Source organism: Rodentibacter heidelbergensis (assembly GCF_002000125.1).
Taxonomy (GTDB): Bacteria; Pseudomonadota; Gammaproteobacteria; order Enterobacterales; family Pasteurellaceae; genus Rodentibacter; species Rodentibacter heidelbergensis.
Map to the genome: position 1 here is coordinate 120,353 of NZ_MLHH01000012.1, position 16,973 is coordinate 137,325.

Sequence of the window (16,973 nt, forward strand, 5' to 3'; positions counted from 1 at the left end):
CAAAAGTCAAACGGCGTTAAATGTATCATTGTTCGATAAAAATGCGGTAGATTTTTTTCAGTGTTTTTACAAGATATTGTGATAGGAATGATAAAAATAAAAAAGTGCGGTCAATTTTTAGCGAATTTTCATCACCACTAACGCACCATTATTCAAACGCCAATTCCACCCAAATCGGAGAATGATCGGAGGAGGTCACATTTTCTGTGCTTGAGGCCGTTACATTCATCCCCCTTACAAAAACAAAATCAAGGGGATAATGGAAAAAACGCCGCCGCTTATCGGGTGAAAAAAACACTTCTTTCAATCCTGATTGTGTGATAAAGCGATTTAAAATCTGCTTTCGCTCCCCATTCCACGCATTAAAATCGCCCGCCAAAATGACCGCACTTTTGCCTGATGGGATAAGGGAAAAAATCTGCTCAAGCTGTGCTTGATAGGCCTGCGGTGTCCATTCAAAATTGATCAAATGCGCATTTAGCACGATCAATTCTTCCCCATTATCTAAAGGGAAATTCATCATACTTGCCACCTTAGGGATAACAATCCAAGGCTCTGGCTGAGCAATGCCACAATAACGCTGCGGTATCCAATGGGAAAAAGTTTTCACCCCTGAAGCACGCCCCTGATAAGCAAAGGCAGAAACCAAAAGTGCAGTGGAAAATGAAGATAAATGTTGTTCTGCCGTAGCCTCTTGCAAAAGGACAAAATCCTGATCTTGTGCAAAACTGACCAAATCTTTTTGCCAACCGTTATCCTCCCCTTTATGAATATTCCAGCTCAGTAAACGAAGAGGCTTTTTTTCTAAAACCGGCACCGGCATTGGATGGGTAAAACATTGCCCGTCTATTTGCTTAAATGCCGTTTTATCTTGGCTTTCCAAGATCATTTGAATAGGGTGAAAGAGATGAAATTGATTAATCGTCTTCACCCCGACTATCCCCACCAACAAAAACAAAATCATCAAAAATAGCTGTTTTTTCTTCATCATATTCATTTCTCTTAAGCTAAATCTTATCGATCATAACAGCTTAGTGATGCGAAACAATCACTTAATGCGTGATTTCCCATTCATTGAGAGAAAAGGGCATTTTCCTTTATCAATTTACAAGTTCATAAAAACACCCTGTCCATATTTTCCCACTTTTTTACATTATTAATATTTGATAATAATTATCATTTGAAATAATGGAAAATTGTTGTATGATAAACACCCATTTTTTAAAAGGAGATTATTCTATGCGTATCATCATGACAATTTGCCTACTTTTAGGCACATTATTAAGCTTGCCAAGCAATGCAAAATTTAAGGTCATTACCACATTTACCATTATTCAAGACATTGCCCAAAATGTTGCCGGTGAAGCCGCTTTAGTGGAATCCATTACAAAACCGGGGGCGGAAATCCACGATTATGAGCCTACCCCAAAAGATATTGTCAAAGCCCAATCTGCCGATTTAATTTTATGGAACGGGTTAAATCTTGAACGTTGGTTTGAACGTTTTTTCCAAAATCTACATAAAGATACCCCCTCTGTGATTGTAACCGAAGGTATCCAACCACTCTCTATTTTTGAAGGGCCTTACCAAGGTTTGCCTAATCCTCATGCTTGGATGTCACCGACCAATGCGTTGATTTATGTAGAAAATATTAAACAAGCTTTCATCAAATACGATCCGCAAAATGCCGAGATTTATCGTCAAAATGCACAAACCTATATCCAAAAAATCCAAGCCCTCGATCAACCGCTACGAGAAAAACTCGCTAACGTTCCCGAACAACAACGTTGGTTAGCCACAAGTGAAGGGGCATTTAGTTATTTGGCGAAAGATTACGGTTTTAAAGAAGTCTATTTATGGCCAATCAATGCCGAACAACAAGGCTCACCACAGCAGGTCCGCAAGATGATCAATTTAGTTCGCCAACATCAAATCCCTGTCGTTTTTAGCGAAAGTACGATTTCACCCAAACCCGCACAGCAAGTAGCGAAAGAAAGCGGCGCAAAATATGGCGGTGTGCTTTATGTGGATTCCCTTTCAACCACAAAAGGCCCGGTTCCTACCTATATTGATTTATTAAATACAACGGTTTCCACCATCGCAAAAGGATTTGAAAAAGAATGAACATCACGCCCCACACCACAATACAAGTTGAAAATGTGACCGTTCGTTATAACAACGGCCATACTGCCATTAACGATGTGTCTTTTCATTTACAAGGCGGCACAACCTGTGCTTTAGTCGGCGTAAACGGTAGCGGTAAATCAACCTTATTTAAAAGTTTAATGGGATTAGTTAAGCCTCAACAAGGACAGATTAAACTCTGTGATTTGCCTATCAACCAAGCACTAAAACAAAATCTCATTGCCTATGTGCCACAAACCGAAGAAGTCGATTGGCAGTTTCCGGTTTCAGTTTATGATGTGGTGATGATGGGGCGTTATGGCTATATGAATTTTTTAAGGAAACCAAAACCGGAGGATAAACAACAAGTCCAACAGGCAATGCACAGAGTGTCTATCGCACATCTTGCCGAGCGCCAAATCGGCGAATTGTCAGGTGGGCAAAAGAAACGTGTCTTTTTGGCTCGGGCTCTCGCCCAACAAAGTCAAATTATTTTATTAGATGAGCCTTTTACCGGTGTGGATGTTCAAACGGAAAATGCCATTATGGATTTACTCTCCGAACTACGCAATGAGGGGCATTTAATCCTCGTATCCACGCATAATTTAGGCACAATTCCTGATTATTGCAATCAAGTCGTGATGCTTAATCGCACCGTCCTCGCCGTTGGCGAAACACAAACGACCTTTACCCAACAAAATTTAGAGCGAACATTTGGTGGGGTATTACGCCATATCAAATTACAAAGTAGCGATTTACATGAAGATGAAGACCGCCGTGCGGTAACGGTCATCACCGATGATGAATTGCCTGCCGTGTTCTACGGTCAAACCAAAAATGATCCGCCGGCACCAACAATCAAACCTTGTTGTGGCGAAGCCGATTGTGAAAATGCGAAAGCACGGGATAAAAACGGATGATTGAATTATTACTTGAACCCTTCAGCTATGACTATATGTTGAAGGCATTATTGCTCAGTGCGGCAGTCGGCGGAATTTGTGCCTTTTTATCCGCTTATCTCATGTTAAAAGGCTGGTCATTAATTGGTGATGCCCTTTCCCATTCGGTCGTTCCCGGTGTGGCGATTGCTTATTCCCTCTCCCTTCCCTATGCCTTAGGCGCATTTTTTTCCGGTATTTTGGCCGCACTTTCTATACTTTGGATAAAATCCGTTTCCAAATTACGGGAAGATGCGATCATTGGCTTTATTTTTACTACCTTTTTTGCCCTCGGATTACTGATTATTTCACTCAATCCCACATCAATTAATGTACAAGAAATTATCTTAGGTAATATTTTAGGCATTGCCGATGAAGATATGCTCCAAATGGGGATCATTGTTGCCGTTTGCCTAAGTTTTATGCTGATCTTTTGGAAAGATCTCTTATTGGTATTTTTTGATGAAACCCATGCCGTTTCGGTGGGATTGCAACCGGTTTACTATAAAGTACTCTTTTTCACATTACTCAGCGCTTGTGTCGTTGCTGCATTACAAACTGTTGGCGCTATTTTGGTTATCGCCATGGTGATTACCCCGGGGGCTACCGCTTATCTTTTAACGGATCGCTTTAAAACCTTAGCTTTAATAGCCGTTTCTCTTGGCATCAGCACTAGTGTATTAGGGGTTTATCTCAGTTACTATTTAGATGGCGCAACCGGTGGCATTATCGTGTGTTTTCAGACTGCACTTTTCTTACTCGCTTTTTTCTTTTCCCCTAAATATGGACTCATTAGTCAGAAGTTGCTGACAAAAAAGGAGCAAACGAATGAATAATCTACTCAATTGGTTTGCCGAACCGTTCCAATACCCATTTATGCAGCATGCCCTCGCCACCGCCCTCATTGTTGCGGTGATTTGTGCCATTTTATCTTGTTATTTAGTACTAAAAGGCTGGGCGCTGATGGGCGATGCGATTTCTCATGCGGTGCTTCCCGGCATTGTGGTCGCCTTTCTGTTAGGCATTCCCTTAACAATTGGGGCGTTTTGTGCCGGTCTTATCTGCTCTCTCAGTGTGGGTTATTTAAAAGAAAACAGCCGAATTAAAGAAGATACAGCAATGGGTATCGTTTTCTCAGGCATGTTTGCCCTCGGCATTGTGATGTTTACCAAAATTGAAACGGATCAACATCTCTCTCATATTTTATTTGGTAATTTATTAGGGGTGAGTTTGAGCGAAGTGCTCCAAACCTTATTCATTTCTGCGACTATTTTTATCGTAGTGATATTAAAAAGACGAGATTTTTTACTCTACTGTTTTGATCTAAGCCACACCCGGGTCGCCGGGCTTTCCCCTAAAATACTCCATTACGGACTGCTGATTTTACTGGCACTGACGATTATCAGCGCCATGCAGGTGGTTGGGGTCATTCTTGTGGTTGCGATGTTGATTTCACCGGGGATCACCGCTTATGTCCTCAGTAAACGTTTTGATACGATGTTGCTGATTGCCATATCGGTTTCAGTCAGCACAAGTATTATCGGCACGATCATTAGCTATCATATTGATGCCTCAACCGGCCCTTGTATCATTTTATTACAAGCCGTCCTTTTTCTACTGGCGTTAGGTTACACCCGTCTCAAAAATAAGAAAGTTTAACATTCATCACATAAAAGTGCGGTCGGAAAACAGAAAGTTTTATGACCGCACTTGCACGTTATCATCACTTATTTCGCTGAGAAAAAAGGCTTTCACGGCCTTTTTTCTGGTTTATCCCCCAATTGATACAATCGGTTTTTATATAAATAACTTCCAAGCAATGCGTATGCCAAAGCCTCTTTTTTCATTTCTTCCGGCACGGCTTTTTCTGTAAGGATTGCTTTGGTTTTGTCGTAATAATAACCCTGAGCCGCCTTATTCGGCATTTGGATCACCACATCGCCGTTACCTTTCATTAAGGCTTGGGTTTGATCAAATTGCATAATGGCACGATCAGGATCAACATTTTTCGTTAAATCAAACCCGATCATCGGGTAATTTCCCTGTCCGCCTGCTAGAGAAAGCAAAGTTGTCGGGATATCAATTTGGCTCACCAAACGGCTATCACGGCGTGGCTCAATGCCCTCCCCTAAGATTAATGCCGGAATATGAAAATGCTTAATTGGCATTAATTGCGCACCGGCAACCCGTGAATCATGATCAGCAATCACCAAGAAAATGGTGTCTTTCCAATAATTCGATTTTTTCGCTAATTCAAAAAAATGTCCGATCGCATAATCGGCATATTTCGCCGTATTATTTCTTGTGGCTTTAGGCTGTTCATAGAGTTCGATTTTGCCGTCCGGAAATTCAAAAGGATCGTGATTACTTGAGCTAAACACAAGGCTGAAGAAAGGTTTTCCTTCATTATGTAATTTGCTGAAGGTTTCATGAGCTTTATCAAATAAATCTTCGTCACTCACACCCCAAGTGGCGGTGAATTTGGGATTTTTATAATCCTGTTGGTCAATAATGGTTTTAAACCCATTGCCATAGAAGAACCCTGCCATATTATCAAAGTGCTTTTCGCCGCCATAAATAAAGGAGGTGTCATAGCCTTGTTTGGCAAGAAAATCGGCAATGGTAAAGAAATCACTTTGTGCATTATTTAATTTCACCACTGCGCGTGCCGGCGTGGGGGTAAAACCGGTTGTGACCGCTTCAATTCCCCGAACAGAGCGAGTGCCTGTGGCATAGAGATTTTCAAAAAACCAGCCCTCTTTGGCGAGTTTATCAATATTCGGTGAAAGGGGTTTGCCACCTAAAGCACCGATAAATTGCGCACCAAGACTTTCTTGTAACAGGATCACAATATTTTTAGGCTTTCCTTGATAGGTGGCGATATTTTGAGTGAGGGTAGGAAATTTATCGGAAATATAATCACTCTCCGGTCTGCCACGGACAGCTTTGATAATACGCAACATCTCATCGGTATCCATTTTGCCGTACACCGCCGAGGAATTTTCTTCATCTTTAAATTGTTGAGCAGCATAAAGCACCGAATAACCGGAATTTAACACCAAAGAATTGACTAAGGCATCGGAAGAAAACGCCACCATTGCCGGGTTTATTCCACGATGTTGTAGAGTTGAACGTGCCCCCAAGAAACTGACGGCAATCACCAATAATGCCACCAGCGGACGCCATTTCCATGACATTGTTCGCAAATCTTTCACTGCCCAACCGGTAACCTTCCAATAAATCACAAGGGCTAATATAGTAAAAACAAGGCTAAAAATGACCGCACTTTGATGTCCCTCCATGAGCATGGTAAAGACTTCTTTCGGATAAATGAGGTATTCAATGAATAAACGGTTCGGGCGGAAATCGTAGGTTTCAATAAAGGCGGGGGTGGCTATCTCCATAAAAAGAATAAACACGCTACCTAGTGTTAGCCAAACCCGCAGGATTTTTTTCCAAAGCTGACTGGGGTGAAAAAATACCGTAAACAATGCCGGCACACCAAATAAGTAGCATAGTGCTACCACATCAATGCGTATCCCTTGCACAAATAACGCTAACCATCCCTCAACCGCAGAAACACGGTCAGCTTGCCAGAGGGCTAATCCCAAACGGGATAGAGAAAAAATAAAAAGATTGATCAACACAAAAAGGAAGATCGGAAATAAAGGGGAACGGTGAGGTTTCATAAAGTTCTCTTTTTTGTATGTGATGGAATTTTCCCCGTTTAAGGGGGCATTTTTACCGCCATTTAAAATCAACGAAGACGTAATAATCGTCGTTCGGCAGTTTTTCTCACCTCATTGGGAATATCTTGTGAAATCAGCACTTCACGATACATTAATGAGGCGAGGGATTTATTGGCTTTGGTGCCGATACCTTCTTCATAGAAAATCCCTAAACGCAATTTAGCAAGGGGATTATCCAAATCCACCGCTTTTTTCACCCATTCAAAGGCTTTGGCTTCATTTTTTTGCTTTAAGTAAATTTCAGAGAGCATCATCATGGCATCTAAATCTTTCGATTTTGCTGTGGTTTCAAATAATTTAATCGCCTGTGGAATATCTTTTTTAACATAGCCCCCTTGATAGTACATCATGGCTAAATTATTAATGGCACGAATACTGCCCCGTTCAGCCGCTTCACTAAACCACCAATAGGCTTTTTCTTGATCTTGCTGTACGCCACGCCCCAAGTTATAAAGCATGCCTAAATTGCTTTGTGCCAGCACATTTCCCTCAAGGGCGAGAGGCTGCATAATGTTAAAGACGGATTTCCAATCCTGCTTATTGGCAAAATCCTGCGCCATATCCAAACGTTGCTGATCGGTCAATTTTGCTACGGGGCTTAACGCTTCCCCTTGAGAAAAGGTTGAAAACGACAAAAGTGCGGTCAAAATAAGCAATGTTTTTTTCATGTATTTATCCTACTATCTATAAACTATAAGGTGCCGAGCAAAAGAAAGAGAAAGAAAATGGCGGTAATAACGACCTCCGTTAGACCGATTTGTTTGACAGAAAGTTTCTTTCTCGGCAAATAAATCGCACGAATCCACCCCACACCAAAGGCCAACATCAAATAACCTTGTCCGATGAGTGCAAAATAACCCACAAGGACAGTATGAAAGAGAATGGAAGCCCACCAATAACGGGGATTTTTCCTCTCCCGCATCATAGATTTGACATAAAGCGTCGTGCCAATAAAAAATAGCGTAGGGTAAGCCGCTACCCAGAAAATCTTGGCATCAAAAGTTTGTGCAGAAAAATAATAAGCCGCCATACCCGCAAGGGCAAAAATCGCAATGCCTGCCAAGTCGTTCAATAAATGGCGTTCGTTTTTTTGTTTGATGTAATAAATATTGATACCGACAAAAGGCAACATCGCCACCCCGAAATAAAGTATTTTTTCGTTATAAAACAAGGCTGGGAGTGCAAAAAGAAAGGTTGCTATGGCATAAATTATTGTCCACTTTCGATATAGCGGATGATTTTTGTCTTTAAACAAACTCAAAAAAGGATAAGACATTAAATAAAGCCCACACCAAGCCAAAAATAAAAAACTATGCGCCCACACAGGGCGGGCTAATAACATGCCATAAAGAAATGGCAATAACGCCATAACAATGGCACCGTGCTGACGAGAAATAAGTAATTTCATGGTAATTTTAATTGAGAATAATTATCGGGTATTCTACGCGGTTAAGGCGAGATTTACAAAAATCTTACTGCCCTTTAGAATACAAAAAATCCCAAACAGAAGGAAACCATAATGACCATTCAACGCATCCGACCAAGTTCACGTTTTTGTGAAGTTTCGATCCACAACGGTGTGGCCTATTTTGCCGGCCAAGTCCCTGAAAACACCCTCGAAAAAGATGCCTACGAACAAACCAAAGAAGTGCTTTCACTCATTGATCAATTACTGCAGGAAATCGGATCTCATAAAAGCCACATTCTTAATGCCCAAGTATTTTTGGCTGATATGCAAGACTATGCACAATTCAATCAGGCTTGGGATGAATGGGTTGATGTTGAAAATCCGCCAAGCCGTGCCACGGTGGAAGCCAAACTTGCCGTGCCGGCGTGGAAGGTAGAAATTGTCATCACAGCGGCCGTATCCTGTTAGATTTGTGATCCATAGCAAAGAAATTTTTTCTCATTTATTTTACAATTCAAGCTTTCTTACACAGTAAAAGGAGTAAATGATGCAAACTTGGACAACAGAAATGTGGCAAGCAGCCGGTATCGGCCTTGTTGTAGGCGTAATTTTCGGCTACCTGATTTTACGTTTAACCAAGGCTTCCGTTAAACAACAACTGAAAACGGAAACGGAGCTTAAAAGCGTAAAAGCCCAATTAGACAGCCAAAATGAACAATTGGAAAAACACTTTGCCGAAAGTGCAGAGTTGTTTAAAACCCTCATTGGCGACTATCAAAAACTCTATCGCCACTATGCCCAATCTTCCGATACTTTATTAGGAAAAAGCCCAAGAGGCTTATTCACTCAGCAATTAATCACTGCCTCCGATAAACCGAGGGAAGAGCCGCCACGGGATTATTCGGAAGGCTCATCGGGTCTCTTTAAACCTAATGAGGAAAAAGCCTCATAACTTCCGGTATCGCTCGTCAATACACAAAATCGGAAATTTTAATAAAACGTAGGGACACACTGCGTGTGTCCGTTATAAAATCAAATTATTTCAGTACGTTACAAGTGGACACACGCAGTGTGTCCCTACAAAAAACAAAATAAAGTGTGCGTAACAGCGATATATACCGGTAAAGATAAAAAGTGCGGTCATTTTTGACCGCACTTTAGTCGATATTCCAAGTCCGACAACGCATTTTTATAGGTATTTTTTTATGAAAGAAAAAGTGGTTTCCTTAGCACAGGCGTTAATTCGCCGTCCTTCCGTCAGCCCAAATGATGAGGGGTGTCAACAACTGATTGCTAATCGATTGGAAAAACTGGGGTTTCAAATTGAATGGATGCCCTTTAACGACACCCTAAACCTATGGGCAAAACACGGAAAGGGCGAACCGGTCATTGCGTTTGCTGGTCATACCGATGTGGTGCCGACCGGTGATGAAACCCAATGGAAATTTCCCCCTTTCGATGCCACGATCATTGATAATATGCTCTATGGACGGGGGGCGGCGGATATGAAAGGCTCACTGGCAGCGATGGTAGTCGCCGCAGAAGAATATGTGAAAGCCAACCCTCATCATCCCGGCACAATTGCGTTATTAATCACATCAGATGAAGAAGCCGCCGCAAAAGACGGGACAGTGCGAGTAGTTGAAACCTTAATGGCCCGTAATGAAAAGATTACCTATTGTATGGTGGGTGAACCCTCTAGCACAGAAAGGTTAGGTGATGTGGTAAAAAATGGTCGCCGAGGATCGATAACAGCAAATCTTTATATTCAGGGTATTCAAGGCCATGTTGCTTACCCGCATTTAGCGGAAAATCCTATTCATCGAGCCGTGCCTTTTCTGCAAGAATTAACCACTTATCAATGGGACGAAGGTAACGAGTTTTTCCCTCCAACCAGTTTACAAATTGCGAATATTCATGCAGGAACGGGGAGCAACAATGTCATTCCGGGGGAACTTTATGTGCAATTTAACTTACGTTATTGCACGGAAGTGACGGATGAGATAATCAAACAAAAAGTTGCCAATATGCTAGAGCAACATGGGCTTACCTACCGCATTGAATGGCAACTTTCAGGCAAACCCTTTTTAACGAAGCCCGGTAAATTGGTCAATGCCTTAGTCGATAGCCTTCAACAAGTAACAGGGAGCACACCACGTCTTGAAACCGGTGGCGGCACATCAGACGGGCGTTTTATTGCACTAATGGGGGCGGAAGTGGTGGAATTTGGGCCACTCAATACCACTATTCACAAAGTGGATGAATGTGTCAATGTGGATAATTTGGCTAAATGCGGGCAAATTTATCATCAGATGTTAATTAACCTGTTGGATCGCTAATATGAAGCTGACTTCGAAAATGCTCACCGGGCAATCCCGTGAGCACTTAATCTATCTACCCACGCCCCACTCCCCTCATCATTTCCTACAAGCCAAAGCGGTAAAAGCCTTTCAGGGGTTACAACAAAGTGCGGTCAAAAACGGCTTTAATTTGCAGCCGGCAAGTAGTTTTAGGGATTTTGCCCGCCAACAGCTGATTTGGAACAGTAAATTTAATGGGGAGCGGAAAGTCCATGATGATGCAGGCAATGCGTTAGATTTAAGCCTATTGGAAGACTGGCAAAAATGCCAAGCCATTTTACGTTGGTCGGCCTTGCCGGGGGCCAGCCGCCACCACTGGGGAACGGAGATTGATATTTTCGATCCGGATCTTCTTCCCCCCGGACAAACATTACAATTAGAACCTTGGGAATATGAAAAAGGTGGCTATTTCTTTGAACTGAGCGAATTTCTCACGGAAAATCTCCCACATTTTGATTTTGCGCTTCCCTTTATGACGATGCTGCCTGAGAAAAAAATCGGGCGTGAACCTTGGCATATTAGCTACCGCCCTCTAGCCGAACAAGCAAGCAAACAATTTTCCCCTGATTTATTGCATCAGGCTTGGCAAGGTGAAGAAGTTGGCGGGAAAGAGACCCTCATCGCCCATTTTGAAGAGATTTTTAAAGGCTTTATCGTTTAGAAAAGTGTGTTTAAAAAGTACGCTGATAAAAAACAAAATAAGATGGCATATCGCCATTGCAGATTGTTTTTTTATTCGGTTGTAGGGACACACTGCGTGTGTCCGAATGTTAACAACCTATTGAAATAATTTAATTTTTATAGCGGACACACGCAGTGTGTCCCTACATTTTGTTAAAATTTCTATTTTTGTGCATTACTGTATGATATTGACAAAATAGCGTTTTTTATTACCGCACTTTTTTCTATTTTTTATGTTTTTCCAAGGATTTATGCTGGATTTTGACATTTTTTCCTTTTGCTTGGAAATACTCACCAAGCTGTTGGGCAATATAAACAGAGCGATGTTTCCCCCCAGTGCATCCAATGGCAATAGTTAAATAGCTCCGATTATTTTGTTCCAACATTGGAAGCCAAGTTTCAATGTAATTGCGTGTGCGATAGATAAAATGATTCACATCATCATGGCTATTTAAAAAACGGGCAACCGGTTCATCTAATCCTGTCATCGGTCGAAGCTGAGGATCCCAATGAGGATTGGGCAAAAAACGCACATCAAAAACATAATCCGCATCAAGGGGAATCCCATATTTAAAGCCAAAAGATTCCACCACAATTTTCAGTTCTTTTTCCGTATTTCCTTTTAAGAACTCGCGTAGTTTTTCCGCCAAGCTATGGGTAGAAATATGCGTGGTATCAATAATGAAATTGGCATGTTGAAGCAAGGGTTCAAGCTGTTGATATTCCTGATCAATCGCCGCTTCAAGAGAAAGATCTTTCACAGAAAGCGGATGCAGACGACGGGAGTCGCTATAACGCCGAATGAGGGTGCTGCGATCGGATTCTAAAAAAATAATTTTTGTGGTATAGCGTTGTTGAATGGCTGTTAGAATTTGATCGAGGGAATGGCTTGATTCGGGTAAATTACGAATATCAAGACTAATGGCCACCGCACTGTGGTTTTTCGCTAAAATTTCCGTCAGTTGAGAGAGTAAATCCAAAGGAAGATTATCAACACAATAGTAGCCCATATCTTCTAATGCACGCAATGCAACGGATTTCCCCGCTCCTGAACGACCACTGATAATGATAATTTCCATAAAAACCTCGTAATACTATGCGTTATCCTCAGGCAAGGCCTCTGTGCTTTCCGGCATTTGATCCACAATTTCAAAAATTTGCCAAATTTCCTCCGCACTTTTTGCCGAACGTAATTGTTTGAGAAAATTTTTGTCAGCCAGTTTTTCCGTTAACGCAGAAAGCACCGGAATATAGGTTTGGCACTGTTTTTCCGGCACGAGCACCGCAAAGACCAAATCCACCGGCTTGCCATCTTGGGCATCATAATCAATGGGGGTTTCCAATTGCATAAAAACCGCTAAAGCTTTATCCGTTGCATCAGCCGGTAATTTTGCTTTTGGCATCGCTACCCCATTGCCCAATCCCGAATTACCCAACTTTTCACGATTAAACAGACATTCAAAACAAGCTTGCTCGCCTTTGTCGCAATGTAATTGCTCTACAACAAAGTGAGCAATGGATTCAAATAAACGCTTTTTACTTGAAAAGCAGACACCCTGACGGATATTTTCAGGGCGAAAAAGCTCGGTTAATTTCATCGCTATAACTTAAATTGTTCGCCTAAATAAACACGTTTTACATGTTCATCATTCATCACTTCTTGCGGTGTTCCTGTGGCAATAATTTTGCCTTCGCCCACAATATAAGCACGTTCGCACACATCTAAGGTTTCACGCACATTGTGATCGGTAATCAACACGCCTAATCCACGGTTGCGTAAATCGGTAATGATCTTTTTAATATCCGTGACAGAAATCGGATCAACCCCGGCAAAAGGTTCATCGAGCAAAATAAACTTAGGATTGGCGGCAAGGGCTCGTGCAATTTCTACACGGCGGCGTTCCCCACCGGAAAGGGATTGGCCAAGGCTATCACGAATATGCCCGATATTAAATTCTTCAATTAATTCATCCGCTCTTTCCCGGCGTTGTTCCGGGCTAAGATCCTTGCGAACTTCCAACACCGCCATTAAATTATCATAAACACTTAAACGGCGAAAAATAGAAGCTTCCTGAGGGAGATAGCCAATTCCACGCTGTGCACGACTATGCATTGGCAACAAGCTAATATCCTCGCCATCAATAATGATTTTACCCTGATCTTGTCGCACCAATCCCACTACCATATAGAAAGTCGTGGTTTTGCCCGCCCCGTTAGGGCCAAGTAACCCCACAATTTCGTTAGAATTAACCGTAAGGCTTACCTCAGAAACGACTTTACGATTTTTATAACTTTTTGCGAGAAATTCGGCATGTAAAACAGACATCGGTTATTTTTTACCTTTTTGTTGTAATTGAGCAGGAATTAACACGGTTTTCACGCGTGATTTCCCCCCATTGGCTTTTAACTGTTGTTTTTTCACATCGTAAGTAATGCGTTCGCCATTAATTTTGCTATCAAGTTGTTTTAACTCTGCATTGCCTGTCAGCGTTAAAAATTCTGCTCCCAGATCATAATGGACTTTATTGGCTTTACCATCTACCGGTTTCCCATCATCTAACAACTGGTGAAAGGTCACCGGCGTGCCAAAGGCTTCCACCGTTTCTTTTTTACCTGAATTTTCCGGCGGACGGGTAATCACCACTTTGTTCGCTTTAATCAGAATTGAACCCTGTGTAATTACCACATTATCGGTAAATGTCACCACACTGTTTTCCATATCTAGAGATTGATTATCGGAAACAATATTAATGGGTTGATTGGTATCATCTTTCAACGCCGAAGCCGAAAAAGAGGTGAACACCAATGTCGTGAGAAGAAAAAGCTTATGGTTTATTAATTTCATAGTATGTTTTTACCTGTTCTTTTAATGTGGCCGTTTGCTGACGCAAATTTCCCACCATTTTTAATCCTGTGGAATAAAAATTTTGTCCGTTAATTTTCACCGAACTTTCAGAGGTGATATCTTGTGTTTTTAAATCGACCTGGGCGGATTGGGTTTCAACCCGCTGAAGACGGGAAGTTGGCTCCAAACTTTCAGCAATAACATCGCCTTCCAAATATAATATTTCCTCTTTTGTCAGAACGGCTTTTTTCGCACTTAACTTCCAACTCTGTGCTTCAAACACCTTTGCCTTATCATTTTTTGGTGAGGAATTAGGCTCTGCCACATCAAAAAGATAAACCAATGGCGCAATAAAATTGGTTTTACCGTCCTGATTAAAATACTCAACGTGATCCGACAAAGCGAAATACTGCTTTTTGCCTTCCGGTGAAAAAACCGTAGTTTGCATTTTTTCACCCACATAATCAGGGCTATCCGGGGATTTCACCAAACTTTGTAAATCGCCGTTATCTTGATTTAACGAATAATACCAGCCCAATAAACAAAGTGCTGCCGCACCCAAAATAATATTCCAACGAATATTCATAAAAATGTTTTGTCCTGTGTCAATTTGAGGGCGAATAATACCACAATTTTAGTCGGGTTCTAGCCCTAAAAGCGATTAAAAAACAAACTATTTTAATCTGACAAAATGAGATCTTTTAACAATTGGTAAATCTCACGATATGCTTTTGAGGGCTTATTTTGCGCACGCTCTTTTTGGGCTGCCCGAATTAAATTGCGCAACTGCTGACGATCCACCGAGGGATATTCATTAAATAACTCGGCCAATGCCACATCGCCTTTTTCAACTAATTCATCACGCAATATTTCTAATTTATGAAGCATGGCTTGTTGTTGAAGATGTTTATTTTCAATTTTATCCAAGGCATCACGGATAGCGCTAACATCGATACCCCGAAGCAATTTACCGATATATTGTAACTGGCGGCGGCGGGCTTCTTTTTGTAAACGTTGTGCAAGCTCAATGGCGTCTAACAACGCCTCATCAAGCGGCACTTTTGACAAATTATTTTTCGTCAAATTCACCAACTTTTCACCCAGTTGTTTTAACTCTTGTGCATCACGTTTAATTTCACTTTTACTGACCCAAATGATCTCTTCTTGTTCTTCATCTTCCCAGTCAAAAACTTCTTTTTTATTACGCTTTGCCATGTTATCCCTTCTCTAAAATTTGGGCGCATTTTAGCATAAACTTTGAAAATAAGATAAAATGCGAAAAATTTTTAACGGAAAAAAGACAATGAAAACAACAGAAAATCAGACCGCACTTTTAAAGACACAAGAGCAGGCATTACGCCAAGCCGTCAGCTTTGCCTTGGAAATGGCACAAAAAGCCGGCGCCAGTGCAGAAGTGGGGGTCACCAAAGTGAGCGGTTTATCCGTTTCAACCCGTTTACAAGAAATTGAAAATGTCGAATTTACCAATGATGGCGCGTTGGGTATTTCCGTTTATTTAGGGCAACAAAAAGGCAATGCCTCCACTTCTGATTTAAGTGAAAGTGCCATTAAAAATGCCGTCGATGCCGCCTTGGCGATTGCCAAATATACCTCACCGGATGACTGTGCCGGTTTGGCGGAAAAAGAATTAATGGCATTTCATGCACCGGATTTGGAACTTTATCACCCGGCAGAGATTGATGTTGAAAAAGCCATGGAACTTGCCTTTCAAACCGAAAAAGCGGCATTGGAGGCGGATAAACGTATTATCAATAGCAATGGCGCCAGTTTTAATTCCCATTGCGGTGTCCGTGTTTATGGCAATACCCACGGGATGTTACAAAGTTATTTATCCAGCCGTTATTCCTTATCTTGCTCCGTTATAGGCGGTGTGGAAGATGCCTTGGAAAATGATTACGAATACACGGTTTCACGGGAATTTGAAAAGCTCCACTCACCTATTTGGGTGGGCGAAAATGCGGCTCAAAAAGTCGTGAAACGCTTAAATCCACAAAAATTAACCACCCGAGAAGTACCGGCGGTTTTCTTAAACGATGTCGCAACCGGTATTATTTCCCATTTTGCAGCCGCCATTAGTGGTGGCAGTTTATACCGTAAGTCAAGTTTCTTACTCGATCATTTAGGCAAAGCGGTGCTCCCTTCCTGGTTTAACCTTAGCGAACGCCCTCATCTTCTCCGACGTTTAGCCTCAACCCCTTTTGATAGCGAAGGGGTTCGCACGCAAGATTTAGAAATCGTACAAAACGGCGTATTACAAACTTATTTGCTCACCCATTACAGTGGAAAAAAAATGGGCATGAAAAGTACCGGTCATGCCGGGGGGATTCATAACTGGCTGGTTCAACCGAATTTAACCGGCGGATTAACCGCACTATTACGGGAAATGGGAACCGGTTTGTTAGTCACCGATGTGATGGGACAAGGGGTGAACATTGTCACCGGTGATTATTCTCGTGGTGCATCGGGCTTTTGGGTAGAAAACGGAGAAATTCAATACCCTGTGGCAGAAATCACCATTGCGGGACAACTGCCCGATATGCTGAAAAATATGGTGGCGGTCGCTGATGATATCGAAACCCGTTCTAATATTCAAACCGGCTCGATTTTATTGGAAAAAATGAAAGTTTCAGGGAATTAACCCTTCAATTAAGCCCACAATGTTAAACCAACGTGGGCTTATTAATTTAATAAATGGGGCTGTCCTAGATAACTAACCTAATACACCCTTAACTAATTGTTTTAAAATGGAAATTTGATGTTTTAGGTCGCTATGATTAAAACGCCATTCACACTCCTTCAAGTACAACTCAAAATGTGCTTTGGGAATGCCGTTAAACTTGCGTAAAT

At 41.7% G+C, this 16,973-nt stretch carries 18 protein-coding genes and 2 pseudogenes; 9 read left to right on the top strand and 11 right to left on the bottom strand.

The window, feature by feature from the left end:
• Positions 1-148 precede the first annotated feature (148 nt).
• The gene (locus BKK48_RS06570; protein WP_158074354.1) at positions 149-991 is read right to left on the bottom strand and encodes an endonuclease/exonuclease/phosphatase family protein; all 843 of its coding nucleotides are present in this window, start codon (positions 989-991) and stop codon (positions 149-151) included.
• Positions 992-1,239: 248 nt separating this feature from the next.
• Between BKK48_RS06570 and BKK48_RS06575 the strand changes: the two genes are divergently transcribed.
• The 4 genes from BKK48_RS06575 to BKK48_RS06590 are packed head-to-tail and all read left to right on the top strand — an operon-like array spanning position 1,240 to position 4,721.
• The gene (locus tag BKK48_RS06575; RefSeq protein WP_077427341.1) at positions 1,240-2,124 is read left to right on the top strand and encodes a metal ABC transporter substrate-binding protein; all 885 of its coding nucleotides are present in this window, start codon (positions 1,240-1,242) and stop codon (positions 2,122-2,124) included.
• Positions 2,121-3,044 (top strand): ATP-binding cassette domain-containing protein, encoded by a 924-nt coding sequence (locus BKK48_RS06580; RefSeq protein ID WP_077427342.1) that lies wholly within the window; start codon positions 2,121-2,123, stop codon positions 3,042-3,044. The genes BKK48_RS06575 and BKK48_RS06580 overlap by 4 nt, the downstream gene beginning before the upstream one ends.
• Positions 3,041-3,898 carry a metal ABC transporter permease gene (locus BKK48_RS06585; protein ID WP_077427343.1) on the top strand — a complete coding sequence of 286 codons (858 nt, stop codon included), beginning with the start codon at positions 3,041-3,043 and terminating at the stop codon, positions 3,896-3,898. Before BKK48_RS06580 ends, BKK48_RS06585 begins: the two co-directional genes overlap by 4 nt.
• A complete protein-coding gene (locus BKK48_RS06590; protein ID WP_077427344.1) occupies positions 3,891-4,721 on the top strand; it encodes a metal ABC transporter permease in 831 nt (276 codons plus the stop codon). Before BKK48_RS06585 ends, BKK48_RS06590 begins: the two co-directional genes overlap by 8 nt.
• A 92-nt stretch (positions 4,722-4,813) precedes the next feature.
• On the opposite strand, the gene BKK48_RS06595 is transcribed toward BKK48_RS06590, so the two are convergent.
• The 3 genes and pseudogenes from BKK48_RS06595 to BKK48_RS06605 form a co-directional block, all read right to left on the bottom strand.
• Positions 4,814-6,751: an LTA synthase family protein gene (locus tag BKK48_RS06595; RefSeq protein WP_077427345.1), complete on the bottom strand. Its 1,938-nt coding sequence runs from the start codon at positions 6,749-6,751 to the stop codon at positions 4,814-4,816.
• 209 nt (positions 6,752-6,960) lie between these two features.
• Positions 6,961-7,398: pseudogene (locus BKK48_RS06600) on the bottom strand (tetratricopeptide repeat protein); the annotation flags it as partial.
• 104 nt (positions 7,399-7,502) lie between these two features.
• On the bottom strand, positions 7,503-8,219 hold the full coding sequence (locus BKK48_RS06605) for a YwiC-like family protein (RefSeq protein ID WP_077427347.1): 717 nt from the start codon (positions 8,217-8,219) through the stop codon (positions 7,503-7,505).
• Between the two features lie 111 nt (positions 8,220-8,330).
• Between BKK48_RS06605 and BKK48_RS06610 the strand changes: the two genes are divergently transcribed.
• The 4 genes from BKK48_RS06610 to BKK48_RS06625 all read left to right on the top strand — a co-directional run bounded on the left by BKK48_RS06610 (position 8,331) and on the right by BKK48_RS06625 (position 11,240).
• Positions 8,331-8,687 carry a RidA family protein gene (locus tag BKK48_RS06610; RefSeq protein ID WP_077427348.1) on the top strand — a complete coding sequence of 119 codons (357 nt, stop codon included), beginning with the start codon at positions 8,331-8,333 and terminating at the stop codon, positions 8,685-8,687.
• Positions 8,688-8,766: 79 nt separating this feature from the next.
• Entirely contained in the window at positions 8,767-9,171 is a 405-nt protein-coding gene (locus BKK48_RS06615) for a Z-ring associated ZapG family protein (RefSeq protein ID WP_077427349.1), read from the top strand.
• A 253-nt stretch (positions 9,172-9,424) separates the two neighbouring features.
• Positions 9,425-10,558: a succinyl-diaminopimelate desuccinylase gene (gene dapE, locus BKK48_RS06620; RefSeq protein ID WP_077427350.1), complete on the top strand. Its 1,134-nt coding sequence runs from the start codon at positions 9,425-9,427 to the stop codon at positions 10,556-10,558.
• Between the two features lies 1 nt (position 10,559).
• Positions 10,560-11,240 (top strand): M15 family metallopeptidase, encoded by a 681-nt coding sequence (locus tag BKK48_RS06625; RefSeq protein ID WP_077427351.1) that lies wholly within the window; start codon positions 10,560-10,562, stop codon positions 11,238-11,240.
• A gap of 244 nt (positions 11,241-11,484) precedes the next feature.
• Here BKK48_RS06625 and rapZ read toward each other — a convergent pair whose 3' ends face one another.
• The 6 genes from rapZ to yjgA all read right to left on the bottom strand — a co-directional run bounded on the left by rapZ (position 11,485) and on the right by yjgA (position 15,320).
• The gene (rapZ, locus tag BKK48_RS06630; RefSeq protein WP_077416652.1) at positions 11,485-12,339 is read right to left on the bottom strand and encodes an RNase adapter RapZ; all 855 of its coding nucleotides are present in this window, start codon (positions 12,337-12,339) and stop codon (positions 11,485-11,487) included.
• Between the two features lie 15 nt (positions 12,340-12,354).
• Positions 12,355-12,858 (bottom strand): PTS IIA-like nitrogen regulatory protein PtsN, encoded by a 504-nt coding sequence (gene ptsN, locus BKK48_RS06635; protein WP_077427352.1) that lies wholly within the window; start codon positions 12,856-12,858, stop codon positions 12,355-12,357.
• Positions 12,859-12,860: 2 nt separating this feature from the next.
• Positions 12,861-13,586: an LPS export ABC transporter ATP-binding protein gene (lptB, locus tag BKK48_RS06640; RefSeq protein ID WP_077416648.1), complete on the bottom strand. Its 726-nt coding sequence runs from the start codon at positions 13,584-13,586 to the stop codon at positions 12,861-12,863.
• Positions 13,587-13,589: 3 nt separating this feature from the next.
• The gene (gene lptA / locus BKK48_RS06645; RefSeq protein ID WP_077416646.1) at positions 13,590-14,105 is read right to left on the bottom strand and encodes a lipopolysaccharide transport periplasmic protein LptA; all 516 of its coding nucleotides are present in this window, start codon (positions 14,103-14,105) and stop codon (positions 13,590-13,592) included.
• On the bottom strand, positions 14,086-14,691 hold the full coding sequence (gene lptC, locus BKK48_RS06650; RefSeq protein WP_077416644.1) for an LPS export ABC transporter periplasmic protein LptC: 606 nt from the start codon (positions 14,689-14,691) through the stop codon (positions 14,086-14,088). Before lptC ends, lptA begins: the two co-directional genes overlap by 20 nt.
• Positions 14,692-14,783: 92 nt before the next feature.
• On the bottom strand, positions 14,784-15,320 hold the full coding sequence (gene yjgA / locus BKK48_RS06655; protein WP_077427353.1) for a ribosome biogenesis factor YjgA: 537 nt from the start codon (positions 15,318-15,320) through the stop codon (positions 14,784-14,786).
• Between the two features lie 88 nt (positions 15,321-15,408).
• Between yjgA and pmbA the strand changes: the two genes are divergently transcribed.
• Entirely contained in the window at positions 15,409-16,764 is a 1,356-nt protein-coding gene (pmbA, locus tag BKK48_RS06660) for a metalloprotease PmbA (protein ID WP_077427354.1), read from the top strand.
• Between the two features lie 72 nt (positions 16,765-16,836).
• Here the strand turns inward: pmbA and BKK48_RS06665 are convergent.
• Positions 16,837-16,973: pseudogene (locus BKK48_RS06665) on the bottom strand (IS1595 family transposase); the annotation flags it as partial.

Bases quoted from the DNA above. Each gene is read 5' to 3' on its own strand.
- yjgA (WP_077427353.1), bottom strand. From the start codon at position 15,320: ATGGCAAAGCGTAATAAAAAAGAAGTTTTTGACTGGGAAGATGAAGAA.
- BKK48_RS06585 (WP_077427343.1), top strand. From the start codon at position 3,041: ATGATTGAATTATTACTTGAACCCTTCAGCTATGACTATATGTTGAAG.
- BKK48_RS06610 (WP_077427348.1), top strand. From the start codon at position 8,331: ATGACCATTCAACGCATCCGACCAAGTTCACGTTTTTGTGAAGTTTCG.
- BKK48_RS06590 (WP_077427344.1), top strand. From the start codon at position 3,891: ATGAATAATCTACTCAATTGGTTTGCCGAACCGTTCCAATACCCATTT.
- lptC (WP_077416644.1), bottom strand. From the start codon at position 14,691: ATGAATATTCGTTGGAATATTATTTTGGGTGCGGCAGCACTTTGTTTA.
- BKK48_RS06605 (WP_077427347.1), bottom strand. From the start codon at position 8,219: ATGAAATTACTTATTTCTCGTCAGCACGGTGCCATTGTTATGGCGTTA.
- pmbA (WP_077427354.1), top strand. From the start codon at position 15,409: ATGAAAACAACAGAAAATCAGACCGCACTTTTAAAGACACAAGAGCAG.
- dapE (WP_077427350.1), top strand. From the start codon at position 9,425: ATGAAAGAAAAAGTGGTTTCCTTAGCACAGGCGTTAATTCGCCGTCCT.
- BKK48_RS06625 (WP_077427351.1), top strand. From the start codon at position 10,560: ATGAAGCTGACTTCGAAAATGCTCACCGGGCAATCCCGTGAGCACTTA.
- BKK48_RS06580 (WP_077427342.1), top strand. From the start codon at position 2,121: ATGAACATCACGCCCCACACCACAATACAAGTTGAAAATGTGACCGTT.
- ptsN (WP_077427352.1), bottom strand. From the start codon at position 12,858: ATGAAATTAACCGAGCTTTTTCGCCCTGAAAATATCCGTCAGGGTGTC.
- BKK48_RS06615 (WP_077427349.1), top strand. From the start codon at position 8,767: ATGCAAACTTGGACAACAGAAATGTGGCAAGCAGCCGGTATCGGCCTT.
- lptA (WP_077416646.1), bottom strand. From the start codon at position 14,105: ATGAAATTAATAAACCATAAGCTTTTTCTTCTCACGACATTGGTGTTC.
- rapZ (WP_077416652.1), bottom strand. From the start codon at position 12,339: ATGGAAATTATCATTATCAGTGGTCGTTCAGGAGCGGGGAAATCCGTT.
- BKK48_RS06595 (WP_077427345.1), bottom strand. From the start codon at position 6,751: ATGAAACCTCACCGTTCCCCTTTATTTCCGATCTTCCTTTTTGTGTTG.
- BKK48_RS06575 (WP_077427341.1), top strand. From the start codon at position 1,240: ATGCGTATCATCATGACAATTTGCCTACTTTTAGGCACATTATTAAGC.
- BKK48_RS06570 (WP_158074354.1), bottom strand. From the start codon at position 991: ATGATGAAGAAAAAACAGCTATTTTTGATGATTTTGTTTTTGTTGGTG.
- lptB (WP_077416648.1), bottom strand. From the start codon at position 13,586: ATGTCTGTTTTACATGCCGAATTTCTCGCAAAAAGTTATAAAAATCGT.